This window comes from Paenibacillus sp. FSL H3-0457, assembly GCF_037981725.1.
Classification (GTDB): Bacteria; Bacillota; Bacilli; order Paenibacillales; family Paenibacillaceae; genus Paenibacillus; species Paenibacillus amylolyticus.
In genome coordinates this window covers 950050-977020 of record NZ_CP150283.1, presented here as the reverse complement: position 1 = coordinate 977020, position 26971 = coordinate 950050, and the positions used below count along the sequence as shown (strand labels likewise).

The window sequence follows — 26971 nt, the reverse complement described above, 5'->3', positions numbered from 1 at the left end:
TGTACTTCCCCTTCAGTAGACTAACAGGTTTTTACCATTTACTACTTCTTCTGCTTCTTCTCCCGAGCTTTTTCCACATTTTCTTTCACCCGAAACTCCACAATCCGGCGGATCAGATCCTCCGGCAATGGCTGGTCCAGCGGAAACTGGACAGATCCCTTAGCCCCTTTGTACTTGGAGAGTTCCTCCTGGAAAGCTTGAATTCCCCTGGGAGCAGGGTAAAACCCAATATGATGCTGGTAAGCGGCAAAATGAACCAAATTCCCATGCTGTGCATACGTAGGCATCTTGTAACTGATTTTCTCTTCGGCGTTCGGAGCCGCTTCACGAATAATCTGTCTTATTGCCTGTAATCTCACCTGTACATCAGGTGCAAACTCCGAGATATATTCATCTACCAGCACCGAATAATGGTTACTCTCAGCCATCTTGGACTCCTTCCACCACGGATACATCAATGGATTCGTGGTACGGGCATATTTGCTTATATTGTACTTCAAATGGACAAACGGAACAGCTATTTTCCTGCAACTTGGAATGTTAAATTTGATTTTTAAGTGAACTAAGCTTTATAATACGTTTAAACAATTAAACATTATAACGGAGTGAGCCATGAACGAATCGATGGGTAACCAAAAAGTTATTGATATTTTCGAGAATCTAAGTCCTTATCTTCAAGGTTTGGGAGATCCCGTTCGCCAGCGAATCATATCGCTGCTCATTGATCAAGAGAGCATGAACGTATCGCAGATTGCAGAGCATGTCCCCATGTCACGCCCTACGGTCTCTCATCACTTGAAAATATTGCGTCAATCCGGGCTGTTATCGGTTCAGAAGAAAGGTACGGAGATGTATTACAAGCTGGAGTTCAACGATGCGATCGAATTAATCAAACAGCTCGTTCATCTCGTGGAAGTGGAATGTCAGAGCTAGCGCATACCGCGCTGGTGTACTGCATTCCTTTTCTTCACCTCTATATGTTCAATAGTTTAAACATATAAGTACATAAACATATCAACGGAGGTATATAGAATGAATAGAAAAAGAGTTCTCATCGCAGGAGGCTATGGTGCTGTAGGTGCACAGCTTGCCCGCATTTTGCATGACAGGCATCCTGATCTGGAATTGTTACTGGGAGGCCGTTCTGCAGGTAAAGCAGCACCTTTTCCATCCAATCGTGTCCAAACGGTTGTTGTTGATACCAATGCAGACGATCCACTGATTCACGCAGGAGAGAATATATCGTTAATCATTAATGCAGTGAACGATCTGGATGATCGGCTACTGGTATCGGCAGTGCGGAGAAAAATTCCACTTATCGATGTAACACGCTGGACTGAGGTGTTCAATCAAGCGATCCGTACAGTAGAGCAGGAAGAGCTTCATTCTCCGGTAGTGCTGTCCTCTGGATGGATGGCAGGAACGGCGTCACTTTTTGCCATGATACTTTCTAACTCTCTGCAACATGTCGAACTAAACATTCATGCCCTATGGTCGCTGCGGGATAAGGCCGGCCCTGATTCGGCAGCCTTCATGGACCGGATGAGTATTCCTTTTCAGGTCACCGAATCCAACACGAACCGACTCGTCTACCCCATGACAGATCCGATCAAAGTTCATTTCCCGAACGGGTATACGACCCCATGTTACAGACTGGACACACCCGATCACGTCACTTTGCCTCATACCAGCCATATCGATTCCGCCAGTTTCCGTATCTCATTCGATAGTAAGGTATCTACCTATGCACTCGCCGGATTGGTCAAAACCGGAGTATGGAAGATGATCAGTGGTGAACGTTTTCAGCCATTCCGGCGGAAATTGCTCTATAATCCGGGAACCGGGAGTGCACATCATCTGGTCATTCAATTGAAAGGGCTGGATGCGAAAGGTAATCAGGTTGAACGAACGATGACGGTCTCTGACCCACTCGGTCAGACCCACATGACTGCACTCGGCGCTGCGGTGCAAGCCGAGAAGATACTGATGATGCCAATGGACAAACCTATGGCTCCAGGCATCTATTATCCTGAGCATCTGTTTGATGATCGAATGAACATGGATGCGGTTACTCATTTTTTCACACAATACGGCGTTCAAGTAACCCACTCCTGATCCAGACATAACAAAAAATCCGCGAAGTCGCTCACTGCAAACAGTGGGACCATCGCGGATTTTACGAATTATAATGGAGGGATCTATCGTATCAAGTACAAACTTGGGTCTGGAATTATAGTGTCATAGCCCGACCATTTCGCATCAGGTAATCTTCTTTTGTTTTGTAATCCGGCATGATGCTACCGATCCGCCGCCAGAAAGAGCGATCATGATTCATGTGGTGAATATGGCAAAGTTCATGAATGATGACATAATCCATCACTTCCAGTGGCGCCATCGCCAGGCGATAATTGAACGTCAGCTTTTTGTCCCAGCTACAACTGCCCCACTTGGTGGGAGAATCTACGATCTCAACTGACTTCGGCTTCACCTTCAACTCTTGCTGATAGCGTCCGATGCGCTCCCCAATCATGCGTTTACACTCGGCAAAATAAAACTTCTTCAGATTCGCTCGCAGCTCCTCTTCTGTAAGCCCCTCCACAGGAATTAATTCATGCAGTGCATGTTCCTTGCCAAAAAGCAGAAACTTCCCTTTGCCCTCATCTTCGTATTCCTTGGCTTGAGGACCGTCAAGCGCCCGCTGCATCAGTGCGGATTTCTTCAAAATTACATCCCCGTGCTGCTCTACAAGTTGCCGGATCATGTCTTCACTGGTACCATTGGGTGCTTTGATTGTTACCATATAAGGCAAGTCCATCGTGATGGACACTTTCTTGCGTTTGCCGTATTGGATATGACAGTTAATGCTGTGATTATTTAATTCTATAGTTAACATAACGCTCTCCGCTTCTGAAGTTATTCAACCAAATCAAATTGTATACCATCTCCGGCTATAATGCATACTGTTCGGCGATATATATGTTTGCATTGTATTTTTATACATAATTATGTATTATTATTTAATTATAAAATCGGAGGTTGGATATGACGCATACAATAGATACAGAACACAAAACCATTGAAGAAATATCGCTTAACCACTGGCAACCCTTATCTACTTTACTTTATGACGGTTGGGTACTCCGTTTTGCCAAAGGATATACCAAACGAGCCAACTCCGTTCAACCTATCCATTACTCCACTTTAGATGTGCATAAGAAGATTGAGGAATGTGAGCGCATCTATGCCTCCAATCAGTTAAATACCATATTTAAGATCACACCGTTTATTCAGCCGGATCATCTCGACCAACTTTTGCAAGACAAAGGGTATGGCGTTGTCGATCTGACCCGTATCCAGACTCGGAGTCTGGAAGAGATCAAAGAGCCTGTGCACCAAGCTGTACAGATCGACGAACAGTTGACCACAGCTTGGCTGGATCACTTTTGCCGATTGAATCAGGTGAATGATCTGCAACGGGAAACGACCAAATTAATGTTGGACAATATCCGGACAAAGGTAGGTTTCATCTCGCTGTTAATTGACGGGCAAGTCGTCGCGTGTGGGTTCGGTGTAATCGAACGTGGCTATATTGGATTGTATGATATCATTACAGACGCTAACTTCCGGAATCAGGGACTTGCTGAACAGATGATCCTGCATCTCCTGCATTGGGCAAAAAGGAATGGCGCTACGTCTAGTTATCTGCAAGTCGTTGCGAATAATGTACCTGCGTTAAAGCTCTACGCGAAGCTGGGTTATTCCGAAATCTATAGCTATTGGTACAGAGTCAAAGAATAGAGTGTTTGCTAATCAAGCTTAGCTTGTGGATTCTTTCATCATATTCAGTCTGACAAACTAATTAATTCAAAACAACATCTTGAAAGCAAAAACTGCCCTCCTCCTCTAAAGGAAAGGCAGTTTTTAATTTGTCTTCATTATTGTTAAAACTCTTCACACCGATTATCGGCTACTCCGTACTCTTTCTACAAAGGCAGCTTCACCAGCACCTCATATTTCACGCCGGCCTGTATATTCTTGATAATGTCGCCTTCAATTAGTTGACCGTCAACATGCACTTCAATCGTCTGGACAGTTGCATCCTTTTTCATGTTTACATGCAGCTCAGCTCCGCGGAACAACCGCGTAACCGATGCCTCGTTCCAATCTTCTGGCAACTGCGGACGAACCTGAAGCCCTTGCGCGTGACCCTGCAAGCCAAACAATCCGTCGATCAGACAACGATATACCCACGGCACCGTGCCGGTGTTGAACAGATGACTGGAGCGCCCAGCTGTACGTGGGAATTGACGATAGGCTCCGCGATAATAATTCGGGATAAATACAGGTAATTGCCCACGTTGGAGAATATCCTCGCCATCAGGGCCCGGAATCATTTTACGCAGCAAACGATACGCCTTCTCCTTCTCGCCCACCAAGTACAACGCATAAATATAGAACGCCGCCGCATGATTGTACACGGCACCGTTCTCCGCACTTCCCGGATGTTTCTGCGTAACACGGCCCACATCCTCCCGCATCGCTGTAAAGGACGGCGCAAGCTTTTCGACACCATACGGCGTCTCCAATTGCTCCTCTACGGCACGGATTAACTTCTCCTGTTTCTCCTGATCCGCAGCACCGCTCATAAGTGCCCAGCTCTGAGGATTGATATAGATGCGCCCTTCCACGTCTTTGCTTACACCAAACACTACGTTATCATCCGTAATTCCGCGGGCATACCAGTCCCCATCCCACAGATACTCATTGGCTACCGCATTGGTCTGAGTGGCTTCCTGACGGAATTCCGCTACAACCTCGCCATGCCCTGCCTGTTCACCAATATCTGCCCACACATTGAACGCATATGCCGACGCAATGGTTAACCAGCCGGATACGCCTTTGCCTTTGTACCCCACCATGTTCATCGGATCACACCAGTCACCCTGATTGATATAGTTCAACCCACGCGCATCACGCTCATGGATCAACCAGCGCATCGCAAGATTCATATGTTCCAGTACGGTAACCTTCTGTTCACTGTCTGTAAAAGCAACCTGTTCCTCCAAAATGCTATAATCATTCGTTTCATCCAAATAGGTCTTCATACAGACCGGAAGCCAGATGCAGTGATCGGTATGAGGAACCTGGTTAATATATTTCAGTTCTGCGTCCGGGTGCAAAATAATGCCGTCTGGCATCGTGCCGCTTATATGCTGTTGAGACAAGGCTGTCAAGAACGCAGCTCGTGCAATCTGCGGCTGAATGTAGCTCATACCCATGTTATCTTGCAAATAATTCCGCGTCTGCGGATCGGTTGTCAGACGGTTGGTTTTGCCATGATAGTACATCTGGCGAGGCAGCCAGTGATTCACCACATTATCTAACCAGCTGTCCGGTGTCTCAATCTGGATGTTCCCTTGCCCTTCCGCAATATACTCAGCATACTCCTGTTCGGCTGCGACGAAACCATCCTGTCCATCCTTATTCTGCTTCACAAAATAATGCTGACGAATGCCCTCAATCTCTGTCTCATCATGAGCCGGACCAAAGATGAATCGATACGTCTGCTCCGCTCCTGCTTCCAGTTCGACTCTATATTGCAATACAGCTACAGGTGTCTCGTACCGTGCATCTCCACCAGCCAATGTCTCCGACTGCAGGGCCGAAGGATTATGTAGTCCACCTTCGCCTTCAAAAGTCTCATGATTTACTTCCCAGCCGGTCGGTTGGTGATCTGCAAGCAGATAGGTTTTGTCGCTGTAATTTTTGATTTTGCTATAATCCTGATATTTCTGATACGGAGTAACCGCCGAGCAGACAATGCCCTGCAAATCTTCCACATATGTACCGGATTGGTTCATCCAGGACATATAGCCAACCGTATAATACGGGTAGATACTTAGCTTGCGTTTTCTCGAAGACAGATTGGTTACCTTCACACGCCATAGCTCCATGACATCTTCCTTCGGCAGGCGCAGGGACATCTCAATGCAAATGTCGTCCTGAATCACTTTCCAGTGAATATCGTGTTTACCGACAGCGAACGTATAGCTATCCGCCTGCTTGCGAACCGGTTCATACGGGGCTGAGAAAATTTCGCCACTTATTTCATCTTTAATGTAGACAAACCGTCCCGGATGGTGGACATAGTATGGCTGCTCCGGCTGCATAAACGTCTTGGCCTCGAGGTTGGGCGCATACGAGTATTTGGCAGGTTCGGGCTGCATGAATTGGGCCACCGCGTACCCCCGACAATTCACATGAATCATCATCTTTTCATTCCAAAGGAATCCGGATGCCTTCGGTAAACTTGTCGGGCTTGTTAGTTCAACATATTGACTATCTTCCGTTGCTTTAATCATCACTGAACCTCACTTTCAGATTATGGAGTTAAAAGACAGAAAACGTTTTAGGTAACTTGTATACAACTTTGTCCATTATAACACGGGAACGCTTACAAAGAACTGAAAACTAAAAAAGAGCTGAGAAACTCAGCTCCGATTACGTTCCAATTGTTTCTCGATGCCCATCCTGTCGATCTGAATCCAATACTCTGCAATTCGTTCGTTTTCCACTCGGTATACCGCACTCGCAATTTCAATTATTCTTCTATTATATATAAATATGTAGTAACTCTTGTATTTTAACATGGTCCCCCCGCTACGGAATTACAACTGTTCTATTGTTCTACAGGTCTTAAAACCTACCCTCTCACCTTGACAATGCGTCAATATGACCATAAACTAGCAAAGGATATTAGGAAATTAATAGGAGGTTTGGCTGTTAAGAGGTTCGAGTATGGGTTTTAACCATATTTGATAATCTTTCGGTGTGTAGAACGTAGCCATTAGAGCAACTCAGAAAAACAAGAAAGCGGTGTATCATGAAACGTCTATTTTTCATTATGTTTGCGCTCACCCTGTTACTGGCTGGATGCCAGAGCACTGAGCAGGAAAGCAGTCCGTCCGAGAATAATCCAACAGAAATAGTAGAAGGTTCTACCATTTTAAGTTTGAAGCAGAAATACGGCTCTGAATCGGAACAAGCGATCATGCCGATGTACAACGTAGCTCAGGATGAAGAATTTACGTTCAAGTTTAAAGCAGATTTACGGAAGAATAACCTGTCAGCTATTGACATTATAAGTGTACATACCGATATTAAAGCACTCAAAGCAAGCGATGTACATGCCCTTCGCGATACCAATGGCAACAACGTTTCTATTAGGCCTCTTGGGTGGGGCGTTTTAACCTCAGATTCCATGAAGAACAAGGATCAAGGCTCTTGGGGCGGTGCCCCCATTTATTACATTCGTCTGAATTATGATCCAGATGCCGAGAAGCTAACCCTGCTCGATCAACCCATCATTATTCCGTTTACAGTGAAATCGGAGTTGCCTGTGCCCAACCTAAGATACGAGATTGATAAAGACAGACGGTTAAAGTTAGTCTGGGACAAGGTTGAGGGTGCAACCGAATATAAAATTTATGAACGTTCTGACCTAACCAATTTCGATACAAATGTACCTCTAACTGGCGCAGAGGACGCTTTCAGTAATAGTCTGCCTTTAGATATTGCGGTAACGACAGAAACGTCTTTCAATGATTTTATGAAAGATGGAAGAGGCGGGCTCGGCACTTATGATGAACTGATAACTACTCATCAGAACCATGGTTTACGAGGAGAATATTACGTTACTGCAATCGGTGGAGGCAAAGAATCCAATTTTAGTAGAGGTGTCCCTACAGCTCCGCTTGCTTCCCAGTTGCCAACATCTCTGAAAGAACAATTGTATAGGGAGAAATTAAAGAATATAGATGTACTTCCTCAGAAAGCAACAGTTGAGTACAATGACGGATCTCTAGCCCGTGAAACCATTGTCTATGATACCAAAAGCGTAGAGATTTCAGAGTTCAATGAAACGAATATTCCTTTTCATATTAAAGGAACAGCTCTGAAAAGTTACGTACGCGTAGAGAATGTAACTCAAGCAGGCCTGGACAGACTTTCTCAGCAAACCGTAGCCGATTCCAGCAACGGACTGGTGGAACCGAAGAATGACACACCTTACGTTCCTGCACCTGATGTGCCAACAATCATCAACAATCATGATGCACCTGAGTCTGCAACAGAAACAGAAGAAGCACCGGCTTCGGAAACTCCAACTACAGAGTCCACAACCGATACTGAGACTTCAGAAGATGCAACTGATCCTCTATCTACTGAGGCTTCCGATGATACTTCTGATAATTCTTCAGATATGGCTTCTGAAGAAGCTTCCAATGAAACACCTGCTCCAGCTCCAGAAGCTGTAGAAGACAACCTGGTAGATGAGCAGAAATCCAATACACAGCAAAATGTAGAACAGGGTAATCAGGAAACCGTGCCACAGCCTGCTACAGGCGATGCAATGATCAATGCAGATTCCGCATTGGAAGAAGTTTTAGCCAAAAATATGATTGCAGCACAAGATAAAATTTCGTTAAAAGCTTTTCCCGAAGCTCAAAATTTTACGACACTCTCGGATGTTGTCCTGAAAGTGATGTACCAGAATCCATTGATTCTTGGTGTGGAAGGTTTTGAATATAACTATGGTACGCTTACCCTTTCGATTCATTATAATGAATCGGCTAGTGGTATCCAGAAGAAGCAAGATGAGATTATTGCTAAAGCGAACGAAGTCGTGGCTTCTATTATCAAAGACGGCATGAACGAAGACGAGAAACGAAAAGCCATCTACGATTATCTGAACGATAACGCAAAGTATGATGATGCAGCGCTGGAAAATGCGGAGCAAAACAACTTCAAAAATGTCGATTCGCAGTTCAATGACTCGTTTACCACATACGGTATTCTGGTCAAAGGTGTCGGGGTATGTGCCAGCTATGCTTCCGTTTACAAATTGCTCTCCGATCTCTCGGGATTGGAAAGCATCGTTGTAACGGGCGCTTCCAGCGGCGTCCCACATGCATGGAACAAGGTCAAAATCGGGAACGAATGGTTCCATGTAGATGCCACCAACAACCTGACGAACTCCGGCATCCCGTATTTCCTGTACAATGCCAATGATGAGACTGCTGCAAGTCAGAAAACGATAGCGGATCAAGATTATTGGCTTGATTCCGAGCTCGCGTTGTTTAATGGCGAGAGCGATGCCAATGATTATTATGTACAGAATGATCTCGAAGTCGCGTCCATTAATGAGTACAAAACCAAGGCTGAGAGTGAACTCAAAAAAGGAGAGAACCGGGTCATTCTCCGTTTCGCCTCACCTGTTGACTCTGATGAGCTGATGACAGCTGCCGGTGAAGCCCTCGCTGCAGTGGATGAAGCGCTTCTGAATACAGCACAATTAGCCACGCTAGGCAGTTATGCCATTCTGGACCCGAAACCAGAGCAGAAGTAATTTAATGACACAGCAATCCCCTTTGCTTTCTAACAAGCAAAGGGGATTTTTTGTCTAGTATTAGATGACTTCAAGCCATTGATTTAACCTGTTGTAATCTGGTAATAAAAGAAGAAATAAATGCTTTCTCTTTCATGAGATTCTCTTGTAATCTCTCACTTATTTTACTGAGTGTACTTGCATCACGCGTTATATTGTATTTCAGAACTATATTTCTCAATTTAAAGTAGTCCTGTTTCAGAACAGTGCTTAACTCCATAAAAGTTGCATCTGGCTCAATGATTAATTTCTCCATTAAATAAGATAAACGTAACTCCATTAGTAGCTTATGTTCATATAAAAGATGAAAGACTCGTGAATCCAATGCTTCTCCAACTAGGGTTGCCTGCTCAATGTCGGTAAAGATGCGTTGAATGGCTTGCATTCCAAAATCGTATTTCTGATCTCGCACTAAGTCATATGTCTCGCTTGAGTTAAGATAGTTTTCCATCGCCGTTATAATCTGCTCCACATGAATTGCATAATTGATATTCTGAATTGGCTTGAGGAATCTCACTTCTGTCCAAAAACTGTACTCATTAGACATGGTCCAGTAGCCTTTCTCAAGTTCATCCAGACTACATACGCTTTGTATGAATTTACCATCATCAAGATTATCAGCAATGTATATCAAATTTTGATCCAGGTCATACCCATACACTAATAATTCATGCATGAGATGTTCTTTTTGATAATAGTCTGTACACGCAATATAGTATCTATCTGCATAAATATATAGATAATATCCCATATCTATCGCTTCCGTAATCACTTGCTTAAGTGATGTTCCCCATTTGCTAACCACAATTTCTTGTGGGAGGTTGTAAAAGGAAATTCCCGGACAGGTACTTAGCAGAAACTGATGAGAATCAAACGAAAAAATTCCCCATCCATGTGCATACCTGATTTGTATAAAGTTATTGAAAATCCATGGCCATAAATCTTCGTGCATAACGGATGTTAATGTCCCATATGATGTGTACGTGCTTATGACAGGGTCACCTAGTTTAAGTACATTCTTGGCCATTACAGAATTCCTCCTTCGATTCCTAGGCATAGTGTATTGATCTGAACAGATTCATTGTATAAGCAACGCACTCTCAGAGCTGGGAGCGAAGATGATGTTCTTGAATATATTACCATGTACCTTTCCTGTTTTATATAAGAACGCTTTCATATATAAAAATATTTTATTTCTCTCATCTTAATGACAAAAAAGAGGATACCGCCCCCAATATGGAGACCGTATCCTCTGATACCCTGATCGGATTACCTGAAACTATTTACGGACTAACCGTACCGCCATTTGCATTCAGTGTCTCTCCGCTCACATAGCTGGATTCCTGGCTTGCCAGGAACACAAATGCCGGAGCCATCTCGGCAGGTTGTCCTGCTCTACCAAGCGGTGTATTGGAGCCAAAATCGGCCAGCTTCTCGACTGGTTGTCCACCCACGACCTGAAGTGGTGTCCATACCGGGCCTGGTGCAACAACGTTGACACGAATTCCTTTGCTACCCACCTGTTGTGCCAGCGCTTTGCTGAACGTGTTAATGGATGCCTTCGTTGTCGCATAATCCAGCAGGATTGGCGAAGGTTTGTATGCCTGAATCGATGATGTGTTGATAATGGAGCTGCCCGGCTTCATGTGTTTCACAGCTGCTTTGCAGAGCCAGAACATGGAATAGACATTTGTTTTGAACGTTGCATCGAACTGCTCGGTGGTCAGATCCGCAATCTGCTCAACAAACTGCTGTTTGCCTGCCACGTTAGCAAGGATATCAATCCCGCCAAGCTCTTTTACCGCAGATTCAATGAGTTCTTCACAGTATTTCTCATCCTTCAGGTCACCTGGCATCGTAATTGCTTTGCGACCGGCTTCCTCAATCAGCTTCACAACTTCCTGCGCATCTGCTTCCTCTTCCGGCAGATAGGCCAGAACAACATCTGCACCTTCACGGGCAAACGCAATCGCTGCCGCCCGACCAATTCCGCTGTCGGCCCCTGTCACAACTGCTTTGCGTCCTGTTAAACGTCCGCTGCCTTTATAACTTTTCTCACCCGCATCGGGAACAGGTGTCATCTCACGCTGAAGCCCCGGCTCATCCTGTTGCTGTTTCCACTCCGCTGTAGCCTTCGGATATTGGGTCGTTGGATCTTGCATGGTGTGCTGGTCTTGATTAGCCATGTTCAATTCCTCCTCGGTTATTTACAGTGATCACTACGATCACAGAATAACCTTACGATCGCTGTTATCCCCAGATTTTTTTCTCTCCCTTATTTAAGGGGAAAATCCGGTGATAAAGGCGAACACTCCGTTTCTTCAGGTTATTTCTGTGCTCTTCGTTATCATGTAAATGTTAAATTTATTATCAGAAGTTGTTTTCATAAATGTTGCACTCTTTCCTTTGTAACCGAGTTGGGTGGAATTTAAACTAAGCTAACCGGATTCCCAGACAACTGTCACACATTGAATCTCCCCTAACTGGAGGTTGTATAATGAATCATGAGGTGATCTCGTTGAATGCAAATAAAGAACCCTATTCCATCGGTGAAGCAGCCAAACTGATCGGCTCCACGGTGAAAACGATCCGTTATTACGATGAGATTGAACTGTTACAACCCTCCAATCATACGGAAGGCGGGCATCGACTCTATACAACGCAAGACCTATGGCAACTCGAACTCATTACAACGCTTCGTTATCTGAATTTCAGCATACCGGATATTCGAAAGCTCATGTCGGGTGAACTGGCGGTAGCACAGGCACTGGATCTACAGATTGAAGCCTTGGAAACCCAGATCGGCACGATGAATTCCATGCTCTCCATTTTGCAGCAAGCGAAGCAGCATGAAGAAGACACTTCACTGCATTCGGAACAGTCTCTTACCTACATCTCCAGTCTGGTTGAATCCCTAACGGCCCATGCGAGCAGTCGGAAACAATTCGTTGCTGCCAAGGTGGATGAATCCCATCTGCTGGACAGCATTCCGCAGGATTGGAGAGTGTCGTTTCTGCACTTTTTCGATAAATACATGATGAAAGATACCAAACTGACGGCTCAGCAAACACTGGCCTGGAAGGAAATTCAGGAACTGATCAATGATCCGGCCTATTGGGCCGATCTGGCTCAGCTGGAAGTTCCATTCTTCATTATGGCGAATCAGCCACAAGTTGAAGCAGACGTCTGGGTGAAGAAAATGGAAGCAATTCGCATTCGCACTACCGAAGCGCTGGACAAACGTTGGGCAATCGATAGCCCTGCTGTGCAAAGCATGGTGTGGGACTTTGTGTTGATGTATGCAAGTGCTGAGCATGCGGAAGCACCAGAAGTATTTTTTCGCAAACAGGCCCGATATATGCTGGACTCTGTGACGGATCGCATTCTGCGTTTTAACAAGCTATGCAAGGTGATGAATCCCGAATGGAGCCAGATTGTAGATGGCATTAACTTATTGCAGGAGGGCATGCGGTTACGATTAAAACAAATGGAAGAAGACTGAACTTCAGTCTCCTTCCATTTATACGTTTAGCCTTTTTTCAACAAATAGGATTCATGTTCTCCCACTTCCTTGTCCATATGGAGCGTTTGCCCTTTCAAGTAGTGGTTGAAGAAATCAATCGTTGTATCGTTGACCAACTGTTGTGTCCCCCGCGCATCTACACCCTGTGTCCATTCGAGCAGTGGAGAGATCAGGTAGAGGTCGGAGAAACTCAGATGTTTGGTGTTGGTCAGCTCCATCCAGAAGTTCCCTCCTGCGGTTACCGGCTCATAGCGCTCGTACACTTCCTCGTAATATTTCTCGGCTTCCGGACGGGTCGTGCCCATCGCAGCAATCTCTTCGTCACTCATCACACTTGTGCCTGCAACGGTTGAGTCTGCACTCATCATCAGGAACGGCTTGCCCACGCCTTCCGCAGGAATACGCTTCTCGCCAAACAATACACCGTCCATATTCATGCCTGCTTTCACACGTGGATCATCCATTAACATCTGTACTGTCGTTGCTCCGCCAAATGAATGCCCAAACATGCCGATATTGTCCAGATCCATTCGTCCGGTAAAGCGTCCGCTCGGATCTCCCGTACCCAACTTCTCTACCTCATCCAGTACAAACTGTACATCCTGCACCCATGTCTCATTCAACTTGTCCATGTAACTGAATTGCAGCTGTTCAAAGCCTTCTTTTCCTTCCGATTCAAACTGCGCCACACGTCCATCCGGGAATACGGACACCAGACTGCTGTACGTGTGATTAATGCCCACAACGATGTAACCTTGACTGACCAGCTGCTCGACCTGGAACGTATTCTGATTCTCATACCCATGCAGACCATGAGAGAAAAGAACGACTGGATACTTGGCTTCGGCATCAGACAACTGAGCTTCCTGTATCGCATGTGTTTTGACCTGACTCAGACTGGAAAATAAAAGCTTTGGCAGTTTCAGTACTTCATTGAAGGCTGTCCCGTAGATCTCCGGCTTATTAACATAAGGGGCTGTTGCTCCCTCTGCGTCTGGATTCGTTGGGTACCAGATCTGTACCATCAGCTCCCGTTGATCACCGGCAGAACTCGTCAGCAACTCCTCACGGCTGTTATCTGTCCAATCGTAGGATACCGTTCCGATTCCATAAGGACCTGCTGGCTTGGCAAACGAAAACACCGGGAAGAGCAGCGGTATGCCAATGCTCACAATAGCGTATACCAACACCAGAAGAGACGTTGCGATGATTCGAACACGTCCGAATTTCCTCGTCACAGTCGATGTGGAAGATGGCGCCTCGGAACATTTACTATTCAGCGAAGTTGCACCTGACTTTTGCTGGCGTCTTGCCTGTGTAACTAACACAACCAGTGGAACCAACGTGAGCAGATACGCCGGAATCATCGGCCAACGAAGTCCTTCGACCACACCATGGATGATCAGCAGCACACCTGATATGGCAAATCCACCCCATGCCATTTTTCGAAAATGTTGACTCTGTCTCCCGATCCCGATTACCCCCACTAATATAAGCAGGTTGAAAATAAGATAAATCCATTCTATTGTCCTCATATACTTAAAGCCTCCCATCCTGCCACGGATTACATCGGAATGATATTATTGCGCAGCAGCTATTATATAGATTGAACTAAACATTTACACGAGAACGTAGAGGACAGAAATAACCTGAAGAAGCGGATGCGTTCGCCTTTATCCCCAGATTTTCACCTTTGTAAAATTGAATCAAAAAATCAGGGGATAACAGCGATCAGAAGGTTGTTCTGTCATCGAAGTGGCAAGTGTAAATAGGCTTTAGTGCAATCTTTATAACTCCAATCTTAAAACCTCCAGTTACAGGAGATTCAAGCATGAATTTTGCGGATAAAAAAATGCACTCCTTGAATGACGCTGAATCACCCGCAGGTTCTCCATTGTATTCAAGGAATGCACGTATGAAATTACGATATAAGTTGATTTTTGAATATTAGACTAGCGATCTTCGCCGCCATCTATCCGTTGTCTTTTTCCGATGCCAAATGCGAAATATCCTGCCACCACGATTGCCATGAACGTAGCTCCAACAACCAGAGGCAAGCGCGTATCCGGGTTAAACGCCATACCGATAATGACGAGGATCAGATACACAATAATAATGTAATTGCTGATCGGGAACCATTTGGACTTGAAGTTATGATCCGCCATCTCGTTGCCCCAACGCTTTCTGAATCGGAACTGGCTGAACGCCAGGGCGAACCATGGAACCATACCCGGAAGAACACTTGCACTGTAGATGTACAGGAACAGCTTGGAGTCCGGCATCAGGTAGTTCAGCACAACCCCAATCAACAGCAAGGAGATTGTGATGACGATACTGTTGCGGGGAACCCCGCCTTTGGACAGCTTTTTGAAAAAGGCAGGTGCCTGCCCATTCTCAGCCAGTGTGTATAACATCCGTCCCGCACTGTAGATCCCGCTGTTACATCCCGACATGGCCGCCGTGAGCACCACAAAGTTAATGATCCCCGCTGCAGCAACAATACCAACTTTGGCAAAGGTGAGCACAAACGGGCTGCCCGTCTCGCCCACTTCGTTCCAAGGGTACAAGGTTACGATAACAAATATGGCGCCAACGTAGAAAATAAGAATACGCCACACGATATTTTTGATCGCTTTACGCAAGGTGTATTTCGGATTCTCCGCTTCGCCTGCTGTAATACCGACCATCTCCACCCCTTGATACGCAGCCGTTACGATACACAGCGCGAAGAGGAAACCTTTGATGCCCCCAGGGAAGAAGCCACCATGGCTGAACAGATTCGACAGACCAATGGCCTGACCCCCATTCCCCCAGCCGAAGAAAATGAGTCCTGTTCCGATCACGATCATCGCCACAATAGCCGTCACTTTGATCATCGCAAACCAGAATTCAAATTCTCCATAGAACTTCACAGCCGCCAGATTTGCCGCCGCAATGATGAGCACCCCAGCAAGTGCAGGCAGCCACTGTGGAATATCCGGGAACCAATACCCGACATAGATACCAATCGCCGTAACTTCCGCCATACCAACCGTAACCCATAGGAACCAGTAGCTCCAGGCGGTCAGGAATCCGGCAAGCGGACTAATATATTTGTGAGCAAATGTAGCAAACGAACCCGTGACCGGCTCCTGAATCAACATTTCACCCATAATGCGCATGACAAAAAAGATAACGATACCAGCCAATAAATAAGCCAGCAGCACGGATGGACCTGCCCATTTGATCGTACTTGCCGATCCCATGAACAAACCAACGCCGATTGTACCTCCGAGTGCAATCAGCTCTACATGGCGGGGCTTTAGCCCTCTAGATAGTTGCTTTGATTCCAAACGATTCTCCCCTTTTCTTGTGTACTGCTTCCTGATGTAATCTTTAATTTTCACATTCACATTAACGCAATGCAGAATTACTTCACCAAATTGTACGAGATGTGCCGCAGAAATACAACAAGGAATGTGAGGAAGATCAGCTAAACAGGACTTTTACATGAAAAAGGTGCCTCTCCTCATGCCCTCACCTGACATGATTAGGATAACCCCTGATGATTTATTGCAATCAGATTAATCCTGATTTTTATCGCCACTGGAATAGGGATCTGAAAACCCATAAAAAAAGAGCTGCCAGAAAAATATCTTTGGCAACTCTAAATTGATTTGTAATCATCCGGAAGGCAAATGAACCATCACCGTTGTCCCCACGCCCACCTGGCTTCTCATTTCAACAGTTCCGTGATGAAGCATCACGATTTTTTTGACGATGGCGAGGCCCAGACCGTTACCACTAATGCTACGATCGCGTGACAGGTCTGTTTTATAAAACCGCTCGAAAACATAATCCAGTTGCTCTGGCGCTATTCCAATGCCCGAATCGGTTATCGTGAAAAAGATTCCATCCACAGACTGGCTCGTGCGTATTTCGATACGCCCACCCACGGGAGTAAACTTAATGCTGTTGCCTAGTAAATTCATCCACACTTGGTTAAGCTGGTCCTGATCTGCCCTTATTTTGATACCGTCCGCCAATTCTAAATGAACTGGAATGCCTTTGGCTGACCATTGAGGCTCGCAAGTCACCACCACTTGCCTGATTTGCTCATCAAGATTATAGGTGGTTGCCTCGAACGGATGATGATCGGAATCCAGAGACGCAAGCTCCAGCAGATTATCACTTAGTCTGGATAGTCGTCCACTCTCCGTAATAATGATATCGAGGTAATAGTTACGATCGGCCTCAGCGACCAAGCTGCTGTTTTTCAACGCCATGGCAAAACCGGAAATAGAGGTCAGCGGCGTTTGAATCTCGTGAGATACATTGGAAACAAAATCCTGTCTCATCTGTTCCAGCTGTTTAAGCTCACTCGCCATTTCATTGAAACTCTGCGTCAATGCTCCCATTTCGTCCACACGTTTTGTTTGGATTTCCACATTAAAATCACCCTTCGCCAGTCGTTTGGTTGCCCGCGTCAACACCTGAATCGGCTTCACCAAATACCTTGCAGCAATAAGGATACAAAAACTTCCGATCAACAGTGCAAGCAATAACACCAGTAAAATCATCCGATTAATGATATTTTCGTTCTGCGGAGAATACTGCATAAACATGGCTTGTGGTTCCCCTTTGTATGGAAAAGGGAGACCGATGAACGTCTGCTCCACTTCTCCAGGAGAACGATAGACCTGACCCTGCAACACCATTTGAACCACTTCTGGTGCGATTTCAACGGTCTCTGTATGGTCTAGGTCATAATAGGTTACGTTACCCGAAACGTCATATAGATGAATGGGATAGGTGGACACTTTCACCATACTTTTGATGAAAGCATCCCTGTCCTCAGGTTGCGTTTGCTCATATAGACGGATCAGTTCCTCCCCTACAGAAATCATGTCATTCTGACCGATATGATTTACTTCTTTTTTGAAAAGGAAGATCCCCATGAAGAAAGAGGTCAGCAAGCTGAAAACAATGACGACCAGAAACGTGCAAATAATACGAACATATAAGGTTTTGATCATGTGATGACTAACCGGTAGCCCAGACTACGAGCCGTTTCAATCTGAAAATGGTGTGCATCACCAGCGAATTTTTCCCTTAGTCGCTTGATGTGAACATCAACTGTCCGGTCATCCCCTTCGTAATCACTCCCCCAGATCTTGATGATTAATTGTTCCCGGGTAAAAATCTGCCCAGGCTGGTTTGCCAGCATGAACAGCAACTCGAACTCTTTTAGAGGCAAATTGATTGTTTCCTCTCCACGAATCACTTGAAAGCTGCGTCGATTCAGCACAATGCCCCCTAGTTGAATGGTCTGGGAAGAGACAATCAAGTAACGTTTCAGCAATGCTTTTACTCTCATCACAAGTTCTAGTGGATCAAAGGGCTTAGTTAAATAATCATCTGTTCCCAACTGAAATCCCTTCACTTTCTGGGCCGATTCCCCTTTTACCGTGACTATTAGCAATGGCATATTCAGATCCATACGCCGGATCTCCCTGCATAATTCCCAACCATCCAAACGCGGCATCATAATATCAAGGATAACCAGATCAATTGGGGATTTCCCCACAATCTCCAGTGCTTCAGCACCGTCCTTAGCTACCACAATCTCGAATCCTTCATTACGCAAAAACAAGGTAATCAGCTCACGAATATGCACATCGTCATCCACAACTAGGATTTTGGTCATATCAAATGTATGCCTCCAATATCTATCTTGTTTCTTCCACTTGGGAGGAGGTCTTCAACCAAAATGCCAGCCCAGCAGGTTCCAATGATAGAAAAATAAACTCAAGATCACTGCTGCTACCGTTACAAACGTATAGTGCAAACGCTTCAGTAACGTCCAATATTGGTTTTTCCATGCCAGAACGCTCATGATGAATATTGCCGCAGTCAACCCTACAAGGATAACCGGCATAAACAGATAGAGACTTAAAGATAGTGGAATATGGCTAAGCCGATCAATCAAATCCATGTTCATCACCAGAAGTGTTGCACCCAAGGTTAGCAATGCCCACACGGACGTAACGGCTGACAGTCGAACTGCCCATTTCTGTGCTTTTGGCATCACTCTGATTTCGCGTCTGCGATAAACAAATCCATGCAATACAGTGATGAATAGAACAACCGAAATGCCGAGCAAGAGGAGCCAGAACTTCGATTGGTTCATTAACGGTGCAGGTTCCAGCGGCATTGGGTTTAATATATCCAGAAACAGATACGTGACCTTGCCCTCTGCATCGGTGCGGAACCCCATCTGATGTGTCCCTCCGACCTCCTGGAATAAATTCACGCCAATCGGAGTATACACTTGCTGATCTGCACCACTTCCAATAAACAGTCGGTTATCCGAAAACTCAATATTGATTTGAGTCAGAAAACTGAAAAACTTATCGATATTCGTGTGATTACGGCGTGTAAATTGATAAGAGCCTGCATATTTTTCCAGAGACTCCCCGAATTCGATAGAAGTTTCATTAGGCTGCTCCGTTGCATGTACAGGATAGTATCGGTCAAAAAAGGCTTGCGCCAACCCTTCTGCTGCCGTTCCGCCTTCCCCTCCACTATAGGAAACAAAGATGCCCACTTTTTTATCCGGTACAAGATAAAGCGCTGTATTAAACAGCTCATCGGCCCCTCCATGAGAGATCACACGCAGCCCATTCATATTCAACTCATAAAAGCCCAGATCCATGGCGGGTAAACGTTCATCAAACTGGAATGCCGGAGAATGCATGAGTTTGGCTGTTTCCGGCTTGAGTATTTGTTTATCTTCATATCGCCCGTCTTGAAGATGGGCAATCATAAAATGAGCCATATCGTTCGCCGACACGCTCGCTGATCCCGCAGGACGAAATCCTCCCTCATACGTTGGCCGTTTGGTTACAAACTCGCCGTTAGCTCGGGCGTATCCAAGGGCGGCATAAGGTTCCAGAGACGCTGGAACAGGCTCCTCTACCGTAGCATAATTCATGCCCAGCGGATCAAATATATTTTTCTGTATATAGTCATTATAGGCAACACCGCTGACCTCTTCGACGATAAGTCCCGCGAGTGAGGCGCCATAATTGGAATAAGACAGCATCTCGCCTGGTGGCTTAACCCTTGCAGGCATATGTTTTGCCATCGTTTCAGCAATAGAGACGGGAAGTTTCCCCGGATCGGTAGTGATCTGATAACCTACACCGCCTTCCTCGAACCCTGCGGTATGGGTCATGAGATGACGCAACGTAATCGGTTCCTCATAGGTTCTCGGTATTTGCACCGTTTTCAGATAAGTGTTGACGTCTGTATCAAGATCAAGCTTGCCCGCCTCAACCAATTGCATCATGGCGGTCCATGTGAACAGCTTTGTTGTTGAAGCAATTCGAAATAGGCTGGTTTGGGGATCAACGGGTTTATTTTCTTCGATGTTCGAATGTCCGTACCCTTTGGAGAGCAGGATCTTCCCATCCTTCACAATCGAAATGACTGCGCCTGGAATCTGTAAAGATCGCATTTGCACATCCATCATCCCATCCATGAATACCGTTAACTGATCAGTATCCTCCAGATTAGCTACGACTCCTTGCTCCAATTTGCCCGAATTTAATCCCTGATTGGATACTGCTGCCGATAGTGGCATGGTCCCTAATCCAGTTGCACCTAATATCATGCCTAACAATAACACCAGTAAAATCATTTTCCCAAAAATCTTTCTTATCAACGATGACATGACTTGCCCCCACCACTCCGCATATTTTTTGATACCTGTTCCTTACGCTTTCTTTCGAGAGCATATCAAGCACGTATGAACGGAGCGTGAACCTTTTTTTCATATTTTGCCAAATTAAATTACCTTTAGTAAGATAGGAGCAGATTGAATAGGAAAAGGAGACTTTACATGCCTGACTTTTTACTGGTTTTATTTTTGTTTAACCTGTCTCTCTTTCTGCTTCACGAAATGGATGCCATCAGGCGGTCCGAGTGGAAATTGTTTATGGTGTTAAAAGATATGGAAGATGATAAAGCCTATAGGTATTTCACTAGGATTCACCTGCCAATGTATACCATCATCCTCTCTCTTCTTTTTAGCTCATATCAGACTATTACATTTTGGGTGCTGGATATCTTTTTCATCATACATACCGTATTACACTTCTTTTTCGAAAAACATCCTCGAAATGAATTTAAAAACGGGTTCTCCAGATCATTGATTTACCCTATGGGAATAATCGCTTTAATTCATTTGATATTCCTAATCATCTAATCTGTTTACATCGACGGAATGAAGGAAGCTGGAAGGGTATTGTTGAATAAAAGTGAATATGGAGGTGTGCCTATGCAGCAGCATCATGCAGAACGAGTTGAATTATTTGTTTCCAACACCCAGATCATCAAGAAGTCGTTCAAATGGCAACATGCGATGATGCAACGCCTGGTTGCCCTGCTCTATGCAGCGGAGAATAAAACAGCGGATGGGGAAGCTATTCTTCAAAGCCATGAGTTGATTAAGCAAAACACAAAACTCTTCTCTGCATTCAGAGGTAATTCGGCCATTAGCATTGCTGCCATGCTCTCCCTTACAACGGATGAAGAGACGAGACTGGCAGACACCTTGCATGTCTATGACTTGATGAAAGAGATCAAATTTCGCAACTCCGATTATCTGGTTATTGCCGCCTATCAGATCGCTACTCAGACATCACCTGACCAGTTTCAACCTACGGTGGAGCGGGCCAAATCATTCTATGACGGCATGAAAGCAGAGCATCGTTTCCTCACTGGACAGGACGACTACATTTTCGCTGCCATGTTAGCCCTTTCCGATCTCGAAGTAGATACCGGTGTGGCACGTATGGAACAACTTTACGGGGAATTAAAACCAGAGTTCTCTTCCAGAAACAGTGTGCAGGCGTTAACACAGGTCTTGGTTCTTGGAGATGATCCCCCGGATGCAGGTGCTCGTGTGATTGCTTTAAATGAAGCTTTTCGCGAAAGGAATCTCCGAATGGATAAAACGTATACGTTACCCTCTCTCGGAATACTTTCTCTACTGCCTTCGGACAGAGACTCATTAGTGGATGAAGTCGCGGAAACAAATGACTGGTTACGGACTCAAAAAGGCTTCGGTGCCTGGTCAATCGACAAACAGGAGTTGCTCCTGTTCTCGTCTGCTCTGGTAGCCATTCAACATGTGGAGAATCTGCGGAACGGTGTGCTTACGACAGCAATCTCAACCAGTATCACAAACATAATTATTGCCCAGCAGGCCGCTATGGCCGCAGCTGCCGCAGCATCGGCTGCTGCCGCTTCTTCATCGTCCAACTAATAAGTACCCCTGTTACCTTCACTATAAGATGAAAAAGACCCTCCCGAGTTCAAGTTGACTCGGAAGGGTCTTAAAGCATTCAAACCTACACCTAAAATAATGTTCATCATTCGCTAGGATATAATCCCCATATCCCGGAATTCTTCCACGAAACTATCCAGCCAATCCGAACCATAGTCCAGCGCACCCGTATCACTCTCAATAAAAGCAACATCTAGTCCCATCACCCAGAATCGGCGAGCAACAATAAAGAGATCAACCGCCTGCTCATCTTCGGCAGAGAAGCTTCTGACTGAACGATATCCTGCCATGAGCGCATCCCATAATGCTGCTTTTCGTTCATCAGACTGTCTTTTTCGAACTTTCACTTGAGCTAAATCATAGGCACGCCAGCCTTTGGCTGCCCACTCGAAGTCATAATGGATGAACTGATGTTCCTGTTGAAACACATTGTTATTCCCATGCATATCGCCATGGCACAGACCAAAGTCCAGTTCTTGTCTGGAAGTGGCAACGATGCGTTCTTTTAACGTTGTGGCAAACGTATGGAGAAATGCTGCTGCTTCATTGTTCTCACCGATGTAGTGGATAATTCGCTCAAGGGGTTCGTCAATAAGTAACTTCAGATCCAGCTCATATCGTGGCAGCTCCATGTTCACCTGATCCATAGCCTTATGCAATTCAGCGGCAGATTGACCAAAGGCGTAACAAGACTCCTCATCCTCCAGGTTGTTCTCCGTACCCTCAATATACCGAAACATTACAGCAACCCGCTTGCCTTCCGCAGCCTCCAACACCGTATATCCCGTATGATCTTTCTTCTCGATGTATTCTCCAATGTCGGTATGTTCCGCAGAACCTAGAACGTTCTTCAGTTGAGACAATAATGAAAGCTCATACTGAACATCTGCCTCCGTGATTTCAGTGCGGTAGATACGGAGAATGTACATGCCACTGGACGTGCGAACCCGGTAAGTATCATTCAATCCTCTAAGCCAAAACAAACATTCTTCCCATGTTCCAATGTCATAGTGATTCCTCAATGCAGACTCCAGGTACCTGGGGTTAAGCACTGAACGTAAAGCAGTCGGTTGAATGGACATATGGTTGCTCCTTCGGTTTAATATGATTATTTCTCATCTGATGAACGATGTAATCCTTTCACCTATCAACCTATAACATAGTATATTTTTCGTTTATTTTCCAGAATATATATTTTGATAAACAAATACTCTTTAGACTCCTATAGCTCCATCTCTCTCATCAGCAGGTTAGATAGGGCTATTTACATTGACTCGCTTTCCAGGTTTCAGCAGGTTATTACACGCTGGGTCGGTGCCAGCGCTCGACAATGCAGCACATTCACGAAAGGCAAAGTGTTTGCACCCTCTACATTTCTGAACATCCAGATGCAATAATGCATAATTGATGGCTTCACCCGTGTGCTCAAACATATGATCGGGACCAATCCGTTCAATCAAACCTGTTCTCTTCAGCATTTCCAGCGGTTGCGCCTGAATGCCTGAAAGTAAAATCCTGCCCCCGGATCTCTCCATATGTTTGACAACACGGGCCAGATTGGATTCACCTGTTGTATCCATAAAAGGCACCTTGCCCATGCGCAACAGCAGAGTGCCTGGTCGCCGATGAATCGAATCCATGACCGACTTCTCGAACATATCCGCTGCGCCGAAAAAAAGTGGCCCTTCAATTGTATACAGGCTTATTTGCGGACAGTCATGTCCTTCCCGAACCATGTGGGCCATGACTTTCTCATGTTTATGATCGGGATCGGGTAGTACTTTGGCAACCTTCAACATCTCACTCATCCGTTTAACAAATAAAAGGACCGCCAGAATCAACCCAACCTCTACAGCCGTTGTTAAACTTGTAAATACGGTCAGCAAAAAGGTAATCAGCAGAACGAGTGAATCACTCGTTTTGGTTTTCATGACATGTACGAAGGATCTTCGTTCACTCATATTCCAGGCAACCAGCATGAGAACGGGAGCCATACTGGCAAGAGGAATGTGCGATGCATATGGCGCAAAGAGAACAAGAACCAGCAAAACCACCACACCGTGAATCACGCCAGACCATGGCGATACTGCGCCGGATTTGATATTTGTTGCTGTGCGTGCAATCGCTCCTGTTGCAGGAATACCACCAAACAACGGCGTCACCATATTAGCAATCCCCTGCCCAATCAACTCTCGATTGCTGTTATGCCGACTTCCGGTCATGCCATCGGCAACAACTGCGGATAGCAGCGATTCAATTCCACCCAGCATGGCGATGACAAAAGCGGGTTGCAGCAAGTTCACAATACGTCCCCAAGTGATCTCTGGCACATGAAACTGAGGCAAAGAGTTAGGTATGGCGCCAAAGGACGAACCAATTGTAGCCACCTGCCCTTCAAAAAAGAACGCCGCGACTACCGTCGAAAGAACCAGCCCCACCAGTGATGCAGGCACCTTTGGTGCAAACTTGGGCACAAGCAGAAGAACAGCCAGACAGATTCCAGCTGTAAGCACACTGTATATATTAATCGTCGAGATATGCATCCCGATTTCTTTCATATTGGACCAGAAATCCTCGTGTTTCTCGATGCCTCGAAGTCCCAGAAAGTTCGTAATTTGTCCGCTAAAAATAATGACGGCGATCCCTGCCGTAAAACCGATAGTCACCGGCTTTGGAATAAACTTAATTAATGCCCCGAGCTTGAATACGCCCATTAGTACAAGCATCAAACCGGCCATCATTCCGGCGATCAGCAGATTCTCATATCCATACTGCATCACAATGGCAAATAGGATCGGAATGAATGCCCCCGTTGGCCCGCCAATCTGGAACTTGGACCCACCCAGCAAGGAAATGAGAATCCCTGCGATTACTGTGGTATATAATCCATACTCCGGTTTGACCCCGGAAGCGATGGCAAAGGCCATACCGAGTGGAATCGCAATGATACCTACAATCAGTCCTGATAACAGATCCTTGCGAAAAGCGGCAGCATTGTACCCTGCATATCTCCCCATCCATTTCATGTACCAAAACCTTCTTTTCTTCATATATTTGAATATTTGAATATATTTAAAAGACTACTCCCCTGCATACGTCCTGTCAATCGGATTACGCACAATCTCAGCAGGAACCTAACACAAAAAAACAAGAACCTCCGGAGCTTACACCCAGTTGCTCTTGTTTATTGTGTCAGGACTCTTTACGAATATCTTCCAGCATGGAAATGGCATCAACCAGATGATTGTCAAAAATCTGTTTGGTGACTGCCAGCAGGTCCTTAATCAGCGGATCACGCAGCGAATAGGTGACGGTTGTCCCTTCTTTGATTCCGTGGACAACGTTTTTGCTGCGCAATACAGCCAGTTGTTGTGAAACAGCAGAGCCTTCCGATCCCAGAATGCTTTGCAGTTCATTCACGTTTTTGGCTCCTTCACTCAGCAGCTCCAGAATCTGAATCCGCATCGGGTGTGCCAACGCTTTGAAAAAATCCGCTTTAAACTGTTGTATGCTCTGATTCATACGCTATGCCCCTTCAATCGAACTTTTGAAGATGCAAATATCATAACATAGAACGGGTACCATGCTTTACTCTAACCGTAAACGGTTTGATGGAAAAATTAAGATTGACCTTGAAGTACACTTCAACCTTTATACTTTACTTATAGTCTCCACAGACCGTATATCTGAACTCCATCAGGAAGGGTGATTCCTCAATGAACATGTATATCCATACTCACAAACGCTCGTTGACGAGCTTTCTATTCGAGAAATATATCGGAACGTTAGATACCAAGAAATTTTTTTCAACACGCGAGCTTACCCGCAAACACCTGGATCATATGGGCTTGGAAAACATTAAACCTTATATCTTGGGTAAAACAAAACTGTCATCTTCCATCAAAGAGCGCTCCCATGAAGACATGCAGGTGTTCACATTAAACGATCAGCATTCCCGTGAACAGAGGGTCATTCTCTACATTCATGGCGGGGCGCATACACACCAGCCGCTGTCTTTACACTGGAAATTCATGGACCGCATGGCTCAGGCTCTGAATGCCAAAGTTGTTGCTCCCATCTATCCAAAGGTTCCGCATTTTAATTATCAGCATACGTATCCGAAACTGCTCAATCTATACCGGGATCTGCTTGCCTCCGTAGACGACCCGGCACAACTCACCATTATGGGGGATTCCGCAGGTGGGAACATATCCCTAGCCTTGGCCCATTATCTGAAGATGCATGATCTCCCGCAGCCCAAAGATATCATCTTGTTATCACCTTGTGTGGATATGGTGCTGGACAATCCAGTCATATTTGATTACGAGACCCGCGACCCTATGCTCGCTGTCGAAGGGTATGATGTCATCCGGCGGATCTGGGCAGCTGACAAACCGTTGAACGATCCGTTAATCAGTCCAATCTACGGAGATTTCGCCGGTCTGGGCAAAATCAGCATCTTTATCGGGACTCACGAGGGTTTGTTTCCTGATAATATGAAGCTCGACAAACTGCTGACAGATCAAAGAATCGATCATCAAACGTACGTTTACCCCAAAATGAACCATGTCTTTGTCCTCTATCCGATTCCGGAAGCAAGGGATGCTCAGCGTAAAATGGTTAACATCATAAAAAGCTCAGCACATGAAGCTGGACAATAAACTGTAACGCC

21 protein-coding genes and 1 pseudogene are annotated in these 26971 nt (G+C 45.4%); 8 read left to right on the top strand and 14 right to left on the bottom strand.

Going from position 1 to position 26971, the window contains the following annotated elements; translation table 11 throughout:
- Positions 1-41 precede the first annotated feature (41 nt).
- A complete protein-coding gene (locus MHH25_RS04465; protein ID WP_036605984.1) occupies positions 42-428 on the bottom strand; it encodes a DUF1801 domain-containing protein in 387 nt (128 codons plus the stop codon).
- Positions 429-612: 184 nt separating this feature from the next.
- Here MHH25_RS04465 and MHH25_RS04460 point away from each other — a divergent pair, with 184 nt between their 5' ends.
- Positions 613-933 (top strand): metalloregulator ArsR/SmtB family transcription factor, encoded by a 321-nt coding sequence (locus tag MHH25_RS04460; protein WP_036605985.1) that lies wholly within the window; start codon positions 613-615, stop codon positions 931-933.
- A 99-nt stretch (positions 934-1032) separates the two neighbouring features.
- The gene (locus MHH25_RS04455) at positions 1033-2115 is read left to right on the top strand and encodes a saccharopine dehydrogenase (protein ID WP_339197104.1); all 1083 of its coding nucleotides are present in this window, start codon (positions 1033-1035) and stop codon (positions 2113-2115) included.
- A 115-nt stretch (positions 2116-2230) separates the two neighbouring features.
- On the opposite strand, the gene MHH25_RS04450 is transcribed toward MHH25_RS04455, so the two are convergent.
- Positions 2231-2893 carry a SprT family zinc-dependent metalloprotease gene (locus MHH25_RS04450; RefSeq protein WP_339197102.1) on the bottom strand — a complete coding sequence of 221 codons (663 nt, stop codon included), beginning with the start codon at positions 2891-2893 and terminating at the stop codon, positions 2231-2233.
- Positions 2894-3042: 149 nt separating this feature from the next.
- Here MHH25_RS04450 and MHH25_RS04445 point away from each other — a divergent pair, with 149 nt between their 5' ends.
- Complete coding sequence (locus tag MHH25_RS04445; RefSeq protein ID WP_339197099.1) at positions 3043-3798, top strand: GNAT family N-acetyltransferase; 756 nt, start codon at positions 3043-3045, stop codon at positions 3796-3798.
- Between the two features lie 185 nt (positions 3799-3983).
- Here MHH25_RS04445 and MHH25_RS04440 read toward each other — a convergent pair whose 3' ends face one another.
- On the bottom strand, positions 3984-6362 hold the full coding sequence (locus MHH25_RS04440) for an NdvB protein (protein ID WP_340019276.1): 2379 nt from the start codon (positions 6360-6362) through the stop codon (positions 3984-3986).
- A gap of 129 nt (positions 6363-6491) precedes the next feature.
- Positions 6492-6605, bottom strand: a pseudogene (locus MHH25_RS04435) (ester cyclase); the annotation flags it as partial.
- Between the two features lie 278 nt (positions 6606-6883).
- Here MHH25_RS04435 and MHH25_RS04430 point away from each other — a divergent pair.
- Positions 6884-9406: a transglutaminase domain-containing protein gene (locus tag MHH25_RS04430; protein ID WP_340019274.1), complete on the top strand. Its 2523-nt coding sequence runs from the start codon at positions 6884-6886 to the stop codon at positions 9404-9406.
- Positions 9407-9476: 70 nt separating this feature from the next.
- Here the strand turns inward: MHH25_RS04430 and MHH25_RS04425 are convergent, their stop codons facing one another.
- Together MHH25_RS04425 and MHH25_RS04420 are read right to left on the bottom strand one after the other, a co-directional pair.
- On the bottom strand, positions 9477-10472 hold the full coding sequence (locus MHH25_RS04425; protein ID WP_340019273.1) for a hypothetical protein: 996 nt from the start codon (positions 10470-10472) through the stop codon (positions 9477-9479).
- Between the two features lie 256 nt (positions 10473-10728).
- On the bottom strand, positions 10729-11631 hold the full coding sequence (locus MHH25_RS04420) for an SDR family oxidoreductase (protein WP_340019272.1): 903 nt from the start codon (positions 11629-11631) through the stop codon (positions 10729-10731).
- Positions 11632-11942: 311 nt separating this feature from the next.
- Between MHH25_RS04420 and MHH25_RS04415 the strand changes: the two genes are divergently transcribed.
- On the top strand, positions 11943-12947 hold the full coding sequence (locus MHH25_RS04415) for a MerR family transcriptional regulator (protein WP_340019271.1): 1005 nt from the start codon (positions 11943-11945) through the stop codon (positions 12945-12947).
- 26 nt (positions 12948-12973) lie between these two features.
- On the opposite strand, the gene MHH25_RS04410 is transcribed toward MHH25_RS04415, so the two are convergent.
- From MHH25_RS04410 to MHH25_RS04390, 5 genes are all read right to left on the bottom strand, one after another.
- Positions 12974-14503 (bottom strand): acetylhydrolase, encoded by a 1530-nt coding sequence (locus MHH25_RS04410; RefSeq protein WP_340019270.1) that lies wholly within the window; start codon positions 14501-14503, stop codon positions 12974-12976.
- Positions 14504-14920: 417 nt separating this feature from the next.
- Complete coding sequence (locus MHH25_RS04405) at positions 14921-16300, bottom strand: amino acid permease (RefSeq protein ID WP_076253758.1); 1380 nt, start codon at positions 16298-16300, stop codon at positions 14921-14923.
- A gap of 330 nt (positions 16301-16630) precedes the next feature.
- Positions 16631-17983, bottom strand: a complete 1353-nt coding sequence (locus tag MHH25_RS04400; protein WP_340019269.1) for a HAMP domain-containing sensor histidine kinase — start codon at positions 17981-17983, stop codon at positions 16631-16633.
- On the bottom strand, positions 17980-18654 hold the full coding sequence (locus MHH25_RS04395; protein ID WP_340019268.1) for a response regulator transcription factor: 675 nt from the start codon (positions 18652-18654) through the stop codon (positions 17980-17982). Before MHH25_RS04395 ends, MHH25_RS04400 begins: the two co-directional genes overlap by 4 nt.
- Before the next feature lie 54 nt (positions 18655-18708).
- A complete protein-coding gene (locus MHH25_RS04390; RefSeq protein ID WP_340019267.1) occupies positions 18709-20682 on the bottom strand; it encodes a serine hydrolase domain-containing protein in 1974 nt (657 codons plus the stop codon).
- 168 nt (positions 20683-20850) lie between these two features.
- Between MHH25_RS04390 and MHH25_RS04385 the strand changes: the two genes are divergently transcribed.
- A complete protein-coding gene (locus tag MHH25_RS04385) occupies positions 20851-21216 on the top strand; it encodes a DUF6713 family protein (RefSeq protein ID WP_340019266.1) in 366 nt (121 codons plus the stop codon).
- Between the two features lie 72 nt (positions 21217-21288).
- Entirely contained in the window at positions 21289-22278 is a 990-nt protein-coding gene (locus tag MHH25_RS04380) for a DUF4003 family protein (protein ID WP_340019265.1), read from the top strand.
- 113 nt (positions 22279-22391) lie between these two features.
- On the opposite strand, the gene MHH25_RS04375 is transcribed toward MHH25_RS04380, so the two are convergent.
- The 3 genes from MHH25_RS04375 to MHH25_RS04365 all read right to left on the bottom strand — a co-directional run bounded on the left by MHH25_RS04375 (position 22392) and on the right by MHH25_RS04365 (position 25821).
- Entirely contained in the window at positions 22392-23381 is a 990-nt protein-coding gene (locus tag MHH25_RS04375) for a phosphotransferase (RefSeq protein ID WP_340019263.1), read from the bottom strand.
- A gap of 168 nt (positions 23382-23549) precedes the next feature.
- A complete protein-coding gene (sulP, locus tag MHH25_RS04370) occupies positions 23550-25325 on the bottom strand; it encodes a sulfate permease (RefSeq protein WP_340019262.1) in 1776 nt (591 codons plus the stop codon).
- A gap of 166 nt (positions 25326-25491) precedes the next feature.
- Positions 25492-25821, bottom strand: a complete 330-nt coding sequence (locus MHH25_RS04365; protein WP_017690603.1) for a metalloregulator ArsR/SmtB family transcription factor — start codon at positions 25819-25821, stop codon at positions 25492-25494.
- 194 nt (positions 25822-26015) lie between these two features.
- Here MHH25_RS04365 and MHH25_RS04360 point away from each other — a divergent pair, with 194 nt between their 5' ends.
- Positions 26016-26960, top strand: coding sequence for an alpha/beta hydrolase (locus MHH25_RS04360; RefSeq protein ID WP_036606004.1), 945 nt, complete (start codon positions 26016-26018; stop codon positions 26958-26960).
- Positions 26961-26971: the final 11 nt, after the last annotated feature.

Excerpts from the sequence above, each read along its gene's own strand:
- MHH25_RS04465 (WP_036605984.1), bottom strand. The coding sequence starts at position 428 with ATGGCTGAGAGTAACCATTATTCGGTGCTGGTAGATGAATATATCTCG.
- MHH25_RS04460 (WP_036605985.1), top strand. The coding sequence starts at position 613 with ATGAACGAATCGATGGGTAACCAAAAAGTTATTGATATTTTCGAGAAT.
- MHH25_RS04455 (WP_339197104.1), top strand. The coding sequence starts at position 1,033 with ATGAATAGAAAAAGAGTTCTCATCGCAGGAGGCTATGGTGCTGTAGGT.
- MHH25_RS04450 (WP_339197102.1), bottom strand. The coding sequence starts at position 2,893 with ATGTTAACTATAGAATTAAATAATCACAGCATTAACTGTCATATCCAA.
- MHH25_RS04445 (WP_339197099.1), top strand. The coding sequence starts at position 3,043 with ATGACGCATACAATAGATACAGAACACAAAACCATTGAAGAAATATCG.
- MHH25_RS04440 (WP_340019276.1), bottom strand. The coding sequence starts at position 6,362 with ATGATTAAAGCAACGGAAGATAGTCAATATGTTGAACTAACAAGCCCG.
- MHH25_RS04430 (WP_340019274.1), top strand. The coding sequence starts at position 6,884 with ATGAAACGTCTATTTTTCATTATGTTTGCGCTCACCCTGTTACTGGCT.
- MHH25_RS04425 (WP_340019273.1), bottom strand. The coding sequence starts at position 10,472 with ATGGCCAAGAATGTACTTAAACTAGGTGACCCTGTCATAAGCACGTAC.
- MHH25_RS04420 (WP_340019272.1), bottom strand. The coding sequence starts at position 11,631 with ATGGCTAATCAAGACCAGCACACCATGCAAGATCCAACGACCCAATAT.
- MHH25_RS04415 (WP_340019271.1), top strand. The coding sequence starts at position 11,943 with ATGAATCATGAGGTGATCTCGTTGAATGCAAATAAAGAACCCTATTCC.
- MHH25_RS04410 (WP_340019270.1), bottom strand. The coding sequence starts at position 14,503 with ATGAGGACAATAGAATGGATTTATCTTATTTTCAACCTGCTTATATTA.
- MHH25_RS04400 (WP_340019269.1), bottom strand. The coding sequence starts at position 17,983 with ATGATCAAAACCTTATATGTTCGTATTATTTGCACGTTTCTGGTCGTC.
- MHH25_RS04395 (WP_340019268.1), bottom strand. The coding sequence starts at position 18,654 with ATGACCAAAATCCTAGTTGTGGATGACGATGTGCATATTCGTGAGCTG.
- MHH25_RS04390 (WP_340019267.1), bottom strand. The coding sequence starts at position 20,682 with ATGTCATCGTTGATAAGAAAGATTTTTGGGAAAATGATTTTACTGGTG.
- MHH25_RS04385 (WP_340019266.1), top strand. The coding sequence starts at position 20,851 with ATGCCTGACTTTTTACTGGTTTTATTTTTGTTTAACCTGTCTCTCTTT.
- MHH25_RS04380 (WP_340019265.1), top strand. The coding sequence starts at position 21,289 with ATGCAGCAGCATCATGCAGAACGAGTTGAATTATTTGTTTCCAACACC.
- MHH25_RS04375 (WP_340019263.1), bottom strand. The coding sequence starts at position 23,381 with ATGTCCATTCAACCGACTGCTTTACGTTCAGTGCTTAACCCCAGGTAC.
- sulP (WP_340019262.1), bottom strand. The coding sequence starts at position 25,325 with ATGAAATGGATGGGGAGATATGCAGGGTACAATGCTGCCGCTTTTCGC.
- MHH25_RS04365 (WP_017690603.1), bottom strand. The coding sequence starts at position 25,821 with ATGAATCAGAGCATACAACAGTTTAAAGCGGATTTTTTCAAAGCGTTG.
- MHH25_RS04360 (WP_036606004.1), top strand. The coding sequence starts at position 26,016 with ATGAACATGTATATCCATACTCACAAACGCTCGTTGACGAGCTTTCTA.